Origin of the sequence: Paracnuella aquatica (assembly GCF_003332885.2) — a bacterium.
Taxonomy (GTDB): Bacteria; Bacteroidota; Bacteroidia; order Chitinophagales; family Chitinophagaceae; genus Flavisolibacter; species Flavisolibacter aquaticus.
The window spans coordinates 41246-53896 of record NZ_QOWJ01000013.1; the positions used below are offsets into that span (position 1 = coordinate 41246).

The 12651-nt window shown below is 48.7% G+C and carries 11 protein-coding genes; 3 read left to right on the forward strand and 8 right to left on the reverse strand.

Going from position 1 to position 12651, the window contains the following annotated elements; translation table 11 throughout:
• Positions 1 to 9: 9 nt before the first annotated feature.
• The 7 genes from DRJ53_RS16210 to DRJ53_RS16240 all read right to left on the reverse strand — a co-directional run bounded on the left by DRJ53_RS16210 (position 10) and on the right by DRJ53_RS16240 (position 7791).
• Positions 10 to 750 carry an SDR family NAD(P)-dependent oxidoreductase gene (locus tag DRJ53_RS16210; protein ID WP_114236712.1) on the reverse strand — a complete coding sequence of 247 codons (741 nt, stop codon included), beginning with the start codon at positions 748 to 750 and terminating at the stop codon, positions 10 to 12.
• 75 nt (positions 751 to 825) lie between these two features.
• Positions 826 to 1314, reverse strand: coding sequence for a Crp/Fnr family transcriptional regulator (locus DRJ53_RS16215; protein ID WP_241558585.1), 489 nt, complete (start codon positions 1312 to 1314; stop codon positions 826 to 828).
• Between the two features lie 249 nt (positions 1315 to 1563).
• Entirely contained in the window at positions 1564 to 2259 is a 696-nt protein-coding gene (locus DRJ53_RS16220) for a hypothetical protein (RefSeq protein WP_114236713.1), read from the reverse strand.
• 447 nt (positions 2260 to 2706) lie between these two features.
• Positions 2707 to 3198 carry a YcxB family protein gene (locus tag DRJ53_RS16225; protein ID WP_114236714.1) on the reverse strand — a complete coding sequence of 164 codons (492 nt, stop codon included), beginning with the start codon at positions 3196 to 3198 and terminating at the stop codon, positions 2707 to 2709.
• A gap of 126 nt (positions 3199 to 3324) precedes the next feature.
• Positions 3325 to 5286, reverse strand: a complete 1962-nt coding sequence (locus DRJ53_RS16230) for a DUF262 domain-containing protein (RefSeq protein WP_114236715.1) — start codon at positions 5284 to 5286, stop codon at positions 3325 to 3327.
• Between the two features lie 155 nt (positions 5287 to 5441).
• Entirely contained in the window at positions 5442 to 7013 is a 1572-nt protein-coding gene (locus DRJ53_RS16235) for a flotillin family protein (RefSeq protein WP_114236716.1), read from the reverse strand.
• 205 nt (positions 7014 to 7218) lie between these two features.
• Entirely contained in the window at positions 7219 to 7791 is a 573-nt protein-coding gene (locus DRJ53_RS16240) for a hypothetical protein (protein ID WP_123893641.1), read from the reverse strand.
• Positions 7792 to 8321: 530 nt separating this feature from the next.
• Between DRJ53_RS16240 and DRJ53_RS16245 the strand changes: the two genes are divergently transcribed.
• From DRJ53_RS16245 to xth, 3 genes are all read left to right on the forward strand, one after another.
• Complete coding sequence (locus DRJ53_RS16245) at positions 8322 to 8621, forward strand: hypothetical protein (protein WP_114236718.1); 300 nt, start codon at positions 8322 to 8324, stop codon at positions 8619 to 8621.
• 126 nt (positions 8622 to 8747) lie between these two features.
• On the forward strand, positions 8748 to 9914 hold the full coding sequence (locus DRJ53_RS16250) for a ribonuclease D (RefSeq protein ID WP_114236719.1): 1167 nt from the start codon (positions 8748 to 8750) through the stop codon (positions 9912 to 9914).
• Positions 9915 to 10289: 375 nt separating this feature from the next.
• Positions 10290 to 11066: an exodeoxyribonuclease III gene (xth, locus tag DRJ53_RS16255; protein ID WP_114236720.1), complete on the forward strand. Its 777-nt coding sequence runs from the start codon at positions 10290 to 10292 to the stop codon at positions 11064 to 11066.
• Positions 11067 to 11528: 462 nt separating this feature from the next.
• Here the strand turns inward: xth and DRJ53_RS16260 are convergent, their stop codons facing one another.
• Complete coding sequence (locus DRJ53_RS16260) at positions 11529 to 12419, reverse strand: hypothetical protein (protein WP_123893643.1); 891 nt, start codon at positions 12417 to 12419, stop codon at positions 11529 to 11531.
• Positions 12420 to 12651: the final 232 nt, after the last annotated feature.

Genomic DNA, 12651 nt, shown 5'->3' on the forward strand with positions numbered 1-12651 from the left:
GCCGCACTCCTACCATGGAATAGCTCCGGTTTCGGGGTTGGTTTCTTCACTAAAGTATTGTCCCGTCGGGCCGCTCTGGTCAATGAGGACATACTTCACCACACGGGCCGCGGCGTCTTCAACGGTGCCGGTTCCCTGGTGGTTGTTGAAATCGGTTTTGGTATAGCCCGGGTCCACCACGTTTACTTTAAACGCTGTATCCCGCAGCTCGTAAGCAAGCGTAACGGTGTACATATTCAAAGCCGATTTGGAAGAAGAATAAACAGCAAACTTTGCATGGTGGTAAAACGGCCACGCGGGATTGCTTTGCAGCGATAGCGAACCCACGCTGGAGCTCACATTCACAATCCTTGGCTCGGGGGATTTTTGCAACAGATCAAAAAATGCCTGCGTTACCCGCACCACGCCAAACACATTTGTTTCATACACTTGTTTGAAATTGTCGATGGAAGCGTCCAACGCTTTTTGCGGCACCACACCACTGATGCCTGCATTATTGATCAGCACATCCAGCACCGGTGTTTGTGCACCAATGGTTGCCCGTGCCGCAGCCACCGATTGGTCGTTGGTCACATCCAATTCAATGGCGGTTACATTGTTTAATCCTTCGGCTTGCAATGCCGCTGCGGCTTGCTGCCCGTTTTCCAAACTGCGGCTTCCTAAATAAACATAATAGCCTTGTTGCAACAGTTGCCTGGCCGCTTCCAATCCAATGCTCCTGTTTGCGCCGGTAATCAATACTGTTTTCATTGTTGCTTGTTTTTATTACCGCACAAAAATGGGCTGCGCAAAAATGGAATCGTTTGCCATTTGGCAAAAAGCGGTTTACTGTATATTTTTTCGGATACGGCTGAGCGATGATTGGGTAATGCCCAGGTAAGAAGCAATGTATGCCAGCGGCACACGGTTCACGATGTTGGGATAAATTTCGAGAAACTTCAGGTAGCGTTCGGTAGCGTCCTCGGTTACCAGCGGGCTTCTGCGCTCTACTTTCTGGATTAATGCCTTGGCTACCATGCGGTGTACCATGGCGTCCCAACCAATAATGGTGTTGAGCAGTTCCTGCCAGTCCCTTTTATTAAAACAAAGCAGCGTACAATCGGTAATGGCCTGCACATACGCCGAGGAGCAAATCTCGTTGTCGAAGCTCTCAATGTCGACCACAAGATTGTTTTCGTCGATAAAATACTTGGTGATCTCTTCGCCCTTGTTGTTGTAATAACATACCCGCACCACGCCATCCAGTACAAAACCAACCTGCCGGGAAATCTTGCCTGCTTCGGAAAAATACTGGTCCTTGCGCAGCTCCAGCACAAATGATTTACGGTGATCAGCTCGGTTTGTTGCTGGTTGAGATTGCCAAACTGCAGCACATAATTGATAAAGGCATTCATGATTGCAAGTTAGCCGAAGTTGGGGCTGCCCTATTTGCCATTTGGCAAAAAGTGTGCAAGGCATGATACTGGCCTTTTCCGCCCGGGGTCTCATATGTCCGCCCGGGGTCTTCGCTGGAGGCCTTGTGCATAGCCCTGTGGCGAGACCCCGGGCAACCCACCAGACACATTACTTAAGCGATGAAAACAACGCTGTCAAGTCCGCAACATTTCTAAAGTCAACATCATGTTGGCTCAGGTACCGATCAATCTGCGCCGTCCTGGAAGGAAACGCTTTGGACAGATTCTTTTTCGTAGCCGGTAAATAGCGCCCCTGCGCATCCGCAAAAAAATACTGCGACCGCAGCGTCAACGTTATTTTTTCATTCACCTTCAGGCTGCGCGATACGCCACCGGTGCGGTCGGTTAAATTATCGTAAGCCGAGATGGCCGAAAGCGAAGTGAACTGGTTGTAAGCGCCCATTTTTTCCCGGTTGGTGAGCAGGTACATTTGCCGCTTCAACAATTTTCCAAATGCATGCTCCGCTACCAGTTCATAGTACACCTCCTGGTGCACATAAGCATGTTCGTTGACCAGGATCTTGTTGATGGTTGCCAACAGCTCTTTGCCAATGACCAGCGTATCGCCGTTTGGCCCAATAAACTCCAGGCTGCCACTCAGGTTGTTGTAATTGAGCAGTGCCTCGGTTTCGGTGCCGTTCCGGTACAAAACCTTACCCAGCGCAAATTGCGGGTGCTGGTAAATCTTTTCCGGCGTTAATACCTCAGACACTATTGAGCCGACCGGAATAATGATCTCCGGGGCATTCTGCCCGGCCGCCGCTTTTACCAGCAGCACCAAAGCAAAAAAGAAGTATATTTTCATAAGCCTGTTTTTTTATGGAACGGGTAGTTGGTTGCTTTGCTTAAATATTGTTTGCGCCGGTTTCCGCTGCGGCGTTGTTGGCCGATGCGCTTCATCGCCGCGGGGTCTCGCCACAAGGCTCTGCACAGGCCTGCAGCGAAGACCCCTGGCAGACTGGAATAAAGGGCAACCAAGGCGGCAGGTACCGGCCAGCCAACATTGCAGTAGGCACCCGCCGTTGTTGGTGTGAAGGGATAGCTTATGTGTGTTGGCCCACCAACAACTTTGCGAGCCACTTACCTCCTACACCTTGCTGTTGGTGTTGCTACGCACAGAACTGCGCAGAACACCAACAACGGCGGAAAGAACTCACACACACTGTTGTTGGTGGGCTAAGCTACATGCCTTCGCCTCACACCAACAAAGGCAGCGAACGGCAGGGAACACCTGCAACGTCGGAAACCACCCTTAATTGAGGCCTGTTCTTTCTTTTACATAAGCCCGGAAAGCTTCCACCCCGGCCTCGTTGTGCAAAGCTCTTTTGGGAATGACAAATGCCATATTGTTATCCACGTACAGGTAAAATGCTTTTTTGCTTTCGGTCAGCTTTTTTACTGCCGACCAATTATATCGCCCACTCGCATCTTTATCTGCACACAGTATTTCATGTTCAGTAAAGTCATATTCTTTTACACCCAAAAAAGCCCCGTTTTCAGCCGGGATTTTTCGGGTATTGCGTAAAGGGAAATAGATCAGCGCAGCATAAATAACGCAGTACACCGCCGCAGTGATCAGATTGATGCCAAAATCAAAGTCCGGTTTATCCTTGTTGGAAAAGTACAGCAAACCAATCAGGCAGGCAAGCCCAATAGCTACTGTCTTACCCAGCCTGTTTTGAACGAAATGATGCATCATAAAATCCGAAAAGTCTTGCCGGGTAATTTCAACTTGCAGTTTCATAGTGGTTAAATATTTTTTGAAAGGGGTTTGCCACGTGGTCTCGCCAAAAGGAAGTGCATATGGGCCGCAGCGAAGACCCCTGGGCGAACAAAAAATATGAACAGAGTAGATATTCTAAAGACGTTTCTATTGAACTTCAAGGAAATCGAGATTCAAAATTTTTATCTTTTGCTCCTTAGTACCAAGGGGAATTGACCACCGCTTTTCCATAAAATCGAGAAGAATTAATCCTCTGTTAAGAATATCTTTTGGTGTCCAACTTTCCAACTTACTAATTGCATTTTCTGAGTAAGATCCGAACCGGTATCCTATTTGATTTTTATCATTGTCAACCTTAAGATGGAAACACTTATTCTGCAAACTTGAGTTTTTGGGCTTTGAAAGCGGCAGAAGATTCCCCAAGGAATTGTTTAAAATCTTTCTCTGTTTGAGTGGGTATTTATTAAAATCTTTCTTCCAACAATTTTCTCTTGCTGTCTGTGGATAAATATGCTCAACGGTCACAAAATCTTCCTGCTCTGAATTAAAGCTCCTCCAATCGATTTTAATCTTTTTTGTCTTACTAGATCCTTTCAAAGACAGGTCATATTCGAATAAAAAGTATCGAATTCCACTCCATTCATAAAAGCCTTCGTTTGAAAACTTTTTAGTTACATCCGAAATAAAATCCTTGTCATTCACAATTAAATTTGTTCTCTCTGCTAATTGCTTCTCCAACTCAGCAACACTTAAAGTTCCATTTGTAACCCTTAAGGCAAATAAATTGAGATCCCACAGGGGTATCACATATCGATGCGAATATATATGTACCACGAAGCCAAACCTTTCCAACGTTGTTAGCAACTTAAGCCTAAGATTTTTATTAGGCTTTTTTAAATAGCATGACAAAAGCAGTGGAGCAAAGTGGTTTAAGCCGATTCTAAAAAGCTTCTCTAATAATGCTTTCTCATCATCCTCGTAGTCATTAGATAGTGTTGGGTTATATATATTAAACCATATTTCTACACTTTTCTGTAGACTTTCAATATAATTGTTTACATCCTTGATTGTAAGTTTTCCATCTTCTGAATCTGAAGACTCATATAGGTTTTTTAAATTAAACTTCTTTTCTAAGAGAAAAACCTCATAATTATCTCGATAGAAGTTGTTAATCCTTCTGGCCTTCATAGGACTGAAATCTTCCGCCACATCTACCTCTTCACCAAAATAAATCATATAGTGGTTCATCAAAAAGAAATCATCTTTCAATGGCCTTTCTTTATTTCGACCTAAGAAATGGTAAACCGCCTTCCAAGAATCATTGATTCTTTTACGTAATTGGTTCCGCTCATTTTCATCAGCTTCAAACTTTGTAGACAGGTAAATCAAACGATTCTTAAGCAACTCCAAATTAGAAAGTGGCTTTCCTCTGTTATTCATTGTTTCAAAGGCAATAAAGACATCTATATCTGATGTAATACTATAAATATTAAATAAAAGGCTTTGGGTAATTTTCCTAAAGACAAGCTCCACAGCTTCCTTACTTAATTCTTGTAGCCTTTCTTTAAAATACTCCTTAGCATAAAGAAGATTGTGTGTATAAATGGTTTCTTCTTTCAAATAGCCGCTAGAAGAATTTTCTAAAAAAATTCTTGTTTTTAAAAACTCATAGCTAGGGTTATCCTTTTCATATCCGAAAATGTATGACCGGGAAATACCGCCATCCTTGGAGTCAAAAATGTATCGTTTGCGAATTTCATCAATTGTTGAATAGTTTAGTTTTTCGTCAGACGGAATAATTTCTGTTATTGCTTGAATTAAAATTATAGTCGTAGTAAGCCTTTGCTGGCCATCAACCACATAATAGGGTTCAAAGCTTTTTGAAACAATAATCCAGTCATCATCTGTCCATTTTGAACAAGTTTCCTTAGGCACTTTCTCTAAGGTCAGCACACCAACGTAGTGGTTCTTATCGTCCTCAAGTTGCATTATGTCATTCCAAAAGTCTTTCAATTGCTTTTCTGTCCAAGCATACCCACGTTGATAGTCGGGAATTCTATATAGCCGCTCTGTAAATATTTTAGAGATCGATTGTAGTTGATTATCCATAGTCCGTTACAGTTTTTTATTTATTTAATAGACAAGAATTTAAATACTGGTCCTTCATTTAGTTGCATTATAAATTTTCTAATAAGCCAGTCGCCTTCTATTTTTTACTGCTCTCTTATAAAAAAAGCAAACGACATATATGACTATGTTCCTACTCACCCCAACAACTCCAACCCCTTCTCCTTCTCGCCTTCTTCCCCTTTCACCTCTTTAGCCGTGGTGCCCAAATACTCCGGCAGCCCCATGCCCGCCATATCAAACATATCTTTCAGCGGCGGCACGGCTTTGTAGAGGCCGGAAACAAAGTTGGCCGTGGCGTTTTTGCCATCGCCGCCTCCGCCGTTTTCCCAAACGGTTACCTTGTCTATTTTCAGGTTCTTGATGGCTTCGGTCTGCATCCTTACCAGCTCGGGCAACTTGTCGGAGATCAGCAGCAGCACGGCATCTTTGGGGTTGTTGCCGGCGGCCTTTACAATGCGGTCCAGCCCCTCGGCCTGCTTTGTCAGCATTTCGTACATACCGCGGGCTTCGGCTTCCAGCTTGGCATAAATGGCATCAGCTTCGCCCTTGGCCTTTTCGCGGATGCGTTCGGCCTCGGCCTGCGCTTCAATGATGGCTTTTTGCTTCGCAATTTCTGCACTTACCACAATGTTGGCATTTTGCGCAGCACGTTCCCGCTCGGCACGGGCTTCCTCGGCGCGGCGCTCTGCGGAGTAGGCTTCTTCCAGTGCCCTGGCCGACTGCACTTTTTCGGCGGCAATGGCCCGCTTGTTGGCTTCGGCTTCCCGTTCGCGGCGGTCGGCTTCGGAGGCGGCAATCTGTATGCGGGAAAGGTTTTCGCCCTGCACCGCAATGGCGTTCGCTTCGGCGGTTTTGATCCGCGTATCCCGTTCGGCTTCCACCTTGCCAATCTGCTCGTCGCGTTTGGCCGAGGCAATGATCACTTCGCGGTCTTTAACGGCCAGCGCAATCTGCGAGTCGCGGTCGCGCTGCGTTTCGGCAATCTGCACATCACGGTCTTTTTGCGTTTGCTGGATGATGATGTCTTTTTCCCGCTCGGCCGATGCCTTGCCGGTTTCGCCCACTTTGTCCTGCTCGGCCACGCTTTTCTTGGCTTCGTTGATGGCCTTGGCAGCGGCTTCTTTACCTAACGCTTCTATATAACCGCTTTCGTCCTTGATGTCGGTGATGTTTACGTTGATCAGTTTCAGCCCGATCTTTTTCAGCTCCGCTTCCACGTTGGAGGCCACGTTGCTTAAAAACTTATCCCTGTTGTTGTTGATCTCCTCGATGTCCATCATGGCCACCACCAGGCGCATCTGGCCCAGGATGATGTCGTTGGCCAGCGAATGGATATCGGCAGGCTGCAGGCCCAGCAGGCGTTCGGCGGCGTTCTCCATCACACCGGGTTCGGTAGAGATGCCCACGGTAAACTTGGACGGCACATCTACGCGGATGTTTTGCTTGCTCAGCGCCTTGGTGAGGTTTACTTCGATGGACATCGGCGTAAGGTCCATGAATGCAAAGTCCTGGATCACCGGCCACACAAAGGCGGCGCCGCCGTGGATACATTTGGCACTGAGGTTGCCTTCGGTGCCCTTGCCCACTTTGCCGTACACCACCAGCACCTTATCGGAAGGGCAGCGTTTGTACCGGCTGATCATGGACAGCACGAGGATAAAAATGAAAATTACCGCAACAGCGACGACGATGAGTAGGTAGGACATGTTAGTTGGGAGTTAGTAGTTGATAGTTAGGAGATGGTGGATGATTGATGGTGGATGATGGTTGGGAGTTGGGAGTGATTATTGGATTATTGATTATTGAAGCCAACAGTGATTATTTCTAAACCAATAATTAATAATCAGTAATCAATAATTTCCTCATTCACCATTCACGATTCACGATTGACGGTTCACGTTTCAGGCCGCTTCAGCTCAGCGAGGACGTCACGATCAAAATGCGTTCATTCAGGGTGCTCACCACTTTAATGGGGCGGCCCGAGGCAATGTCGGCGGAGTCGTCGGTCATGGCATCGAGCTCCACCAGGCGGCCCTGCACCTGCACCTGCACTTTGCCCATGCCGCTGCGGCCGGCGGGGATGCGCAGGTAGGTTTCGCCCACCTGACTTACGGCGTTTTTTAGTTGCAGCGTACCGCTTTGGCGCATGCCTGCAGCCCGTTTCATGATGAGCAGCAGCAGGGCCACCATGGCCGTACCGGCCAGCAGCGCAATGAGCACCACCAGCACAGGGTGCAAGCCGGCTTTGTGGGCCGCCAGCCCGCTCCAGCCAAACATGGTAAAGAACACAATAAGGTTGCGCACCGTAAAAAACGAAGTGGCATCACCGTCGGCGTCCCCATCGAAGTCGGAACTGTCGCCGCCAATGAAAAAGGATATGATTGTTTGTACTAAAAACAAGAGGGAAAAAAAGAGGGCAATACACCAGAGGATAAGCTCAAACCCCTGTAACTGAAGCAACCACCTGAGCAGATCGGCAAGCATGTTGTGTGTTTTGGTCTGCAGCCAAGATACTGATTTTTTCAAACCCATCAATAAGAGGCAGAGCGCAAAATAGACGCAGAGCCCAATTGGGCGGGCAAAATGGTTGAAAATTGTTTAGGAAAAAAAGGAAAAATGCAACGATGCAATCACCATTTTGCACAGCTTTGATCCCGGTCTTAATTTAAAATTTGACCCAAAACATTAGCAAATGCAATGTAGAGGGTGATCATATTATTCGTGACACAACGCCATGAAACGCCTGTGTTTCTAATTGCCGAACAATGCTCTGCTGCCCTTCACCACAGTAGTACCAAAGCTCCATCAAGGCGTTATCCCGAGATCAGGCTGTCATTTGATCTCGGGCCTGCTTTTACTTTTTTGCAGGAGCAAAAAAGTAAAAGCAAAAACCAACAACCAAGAAGGACGCTACGCCCTACAACATCCCAAAAATTCCACGACACAAAACAGCAACAATCCTTTATGCGCATCCGCCCCTTTCCCCTACATTTATACAAACCCCCAAAACCCCCATGAACGAAAACCACGAAAAACTCCGCGACCTCTTCAACCGCATACCACGGCGCCACACCCCCGACAACGTCAAAGAAATTTACAGCATTGTAGATGCCTATGAAGACGTGTTAAAAGAACTGGAAGCCGACGAACGCTATGGTGCCGAAGTGAACCCCTTGTTTGATACGCTGGACCCCATCCGCGCCACCATTAAAAAATCGAACGACAACAAGGCGTCCAAAAAAGTAAAAGACACGCTATTCGATGAAGCCTCCGGTGCCCTGAAAGACAGCATCGAAGCCGCCATGCAATTGTAGCGGCCGAAAAGTTGCCCAGTACAAAAATCGACAACGGCCCCTTCAACCAGCAAGCGCTTTCACAAGGCGCTCCGCCCGCCACACATGTAGCGAATCCCCTATTTTTGCGTTCTAATAAATTGACCATTGCCCTTACCCACAGCCGGCACGCAACCGGTTCACTATATCGACCAGCCACACCTGTTGGCACCCTGCCTGCAACAACTGGCACAAAGCAATACCCTGGCCTTTGACCTTGAATTCGACAACAACCGCTATGGTTACGGCGTTACGCTTTGCCTGGTGCAGGTAGCCACGCCGCAGGCCTGCTATGTCATCGACCCGCTTGCCGGCCTCGACCTGGCCGAATTGTACGTGCTCTTTGAACAGCCGGCCATCCAAAAAATTGTGCATGCACCCGGCGAAGACCTGCGCTTGTTGCACAGCCTGGGCTGCTATCCCAAAAACCTGTTTGATACCGAAGTAGCGGCACGGCTGCTCAACTACGAGCAATCGTCGCTAACGGCGCTGCTGCGCGATAAGCTGCAGTTCCAGATGGATAAAAAACAGCAGAAAAGCAACTGGCTGCGCCGCCCGCTGTCGGATGAACAGGTGCAGTATGCCGCCGACGATGTGCTGTGGCTACACCCGCTGAAAGCGTTGCTGGAAAAGGAAGCGGAGGAACGTGGCGTGCTGCCGTATGTGCGGGAAGAACAGGAGCTGCTCAGCACCACCATCCACGGCAATGGAGCCAAAACGAGTTTTTTAAAACCCGCCGACCTGCTCTACCTCAGCCCGCTGGAGCAATACATCACCAACGAGCTGTTGCGCTACCGCGATGAGCTGGCCCGCGGCATGGGCAAACCCGCTTACCAGGTAATGGGCGAAGAGCTGGTGCGTGACCTGGTGACGGGCAAAATACAAGCGCAGGATATTCCGTACGAAACCAGTGTGCATCCCCGCTATCGCAACGGCCGTTTTGCCACGCAGCTGGCGCAGCAGCTACGCCGGTTGAAGGAAGCCGCCGAAGATCAAAACCTGTCCGATGATCCACCGGGCCGGCCGCGGCTCACGCCGGAGCAGCATGCCGCCATCCGCCAGGCAGCCCACGACCGCGACCATCTTTTTGCACCCATCCAGCAGGCCCTCGTGCAGCGTTTTGGACAACACACCACCGTGTTGCTCCTGAGCAATAAAATGGTGAACGATATTGTAAAAGGCGCTATGCCGCTGCGGAATTTGCCGCGGTACCGGCAGCAGTTGATCCGGGAAATTGCAGGCGAGTTGGGATTGGATGTGGGAAGGTATGAGTAGGCGGGTGATGTGATTTTTTTTGAAATATCATCTTTCCAAAAATTCAGCTTGCGTTTGCATTCGCTTAAAAGTTTGCTTTTACTTTTTTGCTCCTGCAAAAAAGTAACAAAAAAGCAGGCCCGAGATCAAATGACAGCCTGATCTCGGGATTGCGCCTTGATGGGGCTTTTGTACTACTGTGGTGAAGAACTGTGGATTATTATTCGGCATTTTAAGCGCATACTGGTTGCACCCATCCAATATGTAAGATTATGTACTCAAACACTTCATGCCTGCTTTCATTACAGCACACAAATACCTTCTTCGGTATTTAAATCAAACACGATTTTCGCCAGCACTGTTTTTGCATATTTGTACCATCCAACTGAACCATTCATGAAAATTGCTACTTACAATGTCAACGGCATATCGGCACGGCTGCCGGTGCTGCTGCGCTGGCTGGAAGAAACGGCACCTGATGTCGTATGCCTGCAGGAGTTGAAAGCACCGCAGGAGAAGTTTCCCGAAACTGCGCTTAGGGATGCCGGTTATACTGCTGCTTGGCTGGGGCAGAAAAGCTGGAATGGCGTGGCCATACTTTCGCGCAACCTGCCCATCGAATCGGTACAAACCGGCCTGCCCGGCAATGATGCCGATGAACAAAGCCGCTACATCCAGGCGGTGGTGGGCGGCATCACCATTGGTGGTTTGTACCTGCCCAACGGCAACCCGGCACCGGGGCCCAAGTTCGACTACAAGCTGGATTGGTTGGCGCATTTCGAACGGCATGCGGCTGCATTGGTACAATCTGATCGGCCGGTGGTGCTGGCCGGCGATTACAACATCATTCCCACCGAAGCCGATGTGTACCGCCCCGAACGCTGGGTGGACGATGCCCTTTTCCGGCCCGAAAGCCGCGCCTCTTTCCAAACACTGTTGCAGCAGGGCTGGACGGATGCCCTGCGTCACTTGCACCCGGGTGAAACCGTCTATACCTACTACGACTATTTCCGCAATGCATTTGGCCGCAATGCCGGCCTGCGCATCGATCATTTGTTGCTCAACCCAAAGCTGGCCAGCCGCCTCACGGCCGCCGGTGTCGACCGCCACGTACGTGGCTGGGAAAAAAGCAGCGACCACTGCCCGGTTTGGATTGAAGTAAAAGATGAGTGAAGAGACGGCTAACAGGAATGCCCAGCCGAAAATTTTAAATAGTTATGCGTTGCGAAAAATAGGGAGTTGGCAATTGTGGCTTTTGAAAAATGTTTGGGATACAGTCATCTAAATGCTTGCGCCAAATACTCACGGTGTTTTCGAAAATGCGCAAGTCCCAACACAAAGGTAATGAAAGTTTGAGCCGGTTAAAATTGCCGAACAATGATCCACTGCCCTTCACCACAGTACCACCACAGCCTAATCAGGGAACTATCCCGAGATCAGGCTGTCATTTGATCTCGGGCCTGCTTTTTTGTTACTTTTTTGTAGGAGCAAAAAAGTAAAAGCAACAACAAGAAAAGGTGTAGCAAATCCGTCCTAGTCCAAGCTTTAGACACACCTTTCCTCCTAAATACTTTATTGCAAAAAACAAGACGGTGCTACGTCCAGAACAGAGTCTTATTCAAAAAAGTAACAACCTTACAATCGCACTGTCCTCGTGCATCGCTTATAATAATCCTGCCGCGGCGCAGGCTGCTGCTGCATTTTAGCTTGCGCCACAGGCTTCTTCCCCAGGCTAATCGGCACACCCAGCGTCATGCCCCACGCCGATGCTTTTGGGTTCATTGCCGTAACCACCGGCTTGCCACCCGACACGCTGGTAACTTCTTCCGACGCCATATCAAACGGACGGGTATAAAACACGGTGAGGGTAAACAGTTGCTGCAGCCCTTTGCCAAAACTTACGCCCATGGCGGGTACCAGCGCCGTGTTCCATGCATCGGCAAAATAGCGGTAGCCATCCGCGTGCCGCACCAGCGTGGGGTTATTGGCCGACAGGTAAGCCAGTGCCAGCGACGGCTGCAGTTGCACATTCCAGGCTTTTTTTGCCGGGGCTTGTTTTGCCAAAACTTTTTTATCGCCGCACGACGGGCGGTAATAACCGCTGCCGCAGCCTTTGCGTTGGCCATAAGTATATGTTTTATTTGCTGAAGGCTTTGCAACGGCGATGGTGCTGCCTTTACCCAACCGTATGGGTTTGCTGGTATACTGGTATCCGGCTTCCATCCGCAGTTGCAGGTCGCCCGCCCTTTTGGGTTTCGCGGCAGCCAATGTGCCATCGTTATGGAACAGGAAACCAACCGGCGCAGGTGCTGTACCTACGTTGATAAATGGGCCGTGCCCGCCCTTAAAACGGATATCGGCTTTTAAGCCGGTCCGCAGGTGTGCGGCTACATGAGCACCGGAAAATGAATTAGCCGCCAGTGAAATGTTCGATCGTTCAAACCCGATCTGCGGCAGCAATGAAAACTGGGCCCATCCGCAAGCCGATGCCAACAGGGCCATGCAGCAAAGTAGCGTTGGTTTCATACACAAGGTTTTCATTAAATTAAAAACCTTGCATCACCAATCATAGCTCATGCGGGCAATAATGGCCAATTTGGGCACAGCGCTGTTGCTCCTTTTTTTACAAAAAACCGGCACCAACGCAATCAACAAAACAGGTGTAACGTAAGGATAAGGGTGAAGTGTAAGGGCACTGGTGCAACGAACAAATGCTGTTGCAATGCACCGTTGAAACCGTACCGAAAAGCAGACAGGT

What these genes read in the sequence shown, in the direction of transcription:
- DRJ53_RS16210 (WP_114236712.1), bottom strand. Translation starts at nt 750, where the DNA reads ATGAAAACAGTATTGATTACCGGCGCAAACAGGAGCATTGGATTGGAA.
- DRJ53_RS16220 (WP_114236713.1), bottom strand. Translation starts at nt 2,259, where the DNA reads ATGAAAATATACTTCTTTTTTGCTTTGGTGCTGCTGGTAAAAGCGGCG.
- DRJ53_RS16225 (WP_114236714.1), bottom strand. Translation starts at nt 3,198, where the DNA reads ATGAAACTGCAAGTTGAAATTACCCGGCAAGACTTTTCGGATTTTATG.
- DRJ53_RS16230 (WP_114236715.1), bottom strand. Translation starts at nt 5,286, where the DNA reads ATGGATAATCAACTACAATCGATCTCTAAAATATTTACAGAGCGGCTA.
- DRJ53_RS16235 (WP_114236716.1), bottom strand. Translation starts at nt 7,013, where the DNA reads ATGTCCTACCTACTCATCGTCGTCGCTGTTGCGGTAATTTTCATTTTT.
- DRJ53_RS16240 (WP_123893641.1), bottom strand. Translation starts at nt 7,791, where the DNA reads ATGCTTGCCGATCTGCTCAGGTGGTTGCTTCAGTTACAGGGGTTTGAG.
- DRJ53_RS16245 (WP_114236718.1), top strand. Translation starts at nt 8,322, where the DNA reads ATGAACGAAAACCACGAAAAACTCCGCGACCTCTTCAACCGCATACCA.
- xth (WP_114236720.1), top strand. Translation starts at nt 10,290, where the DNA reads ATGAAAATTGCTACTTACAATGTCAACGGCATATCGGCACGGCTGCCG.
- DRJ53_RS16260 (WP_123893643.1), bottom strand. Translation starts at nt 12,419, where the DNA reads ATGAAACCAACGCTACTTTGCTGCATGGCCCTGTTGGCATCGGCTTGC.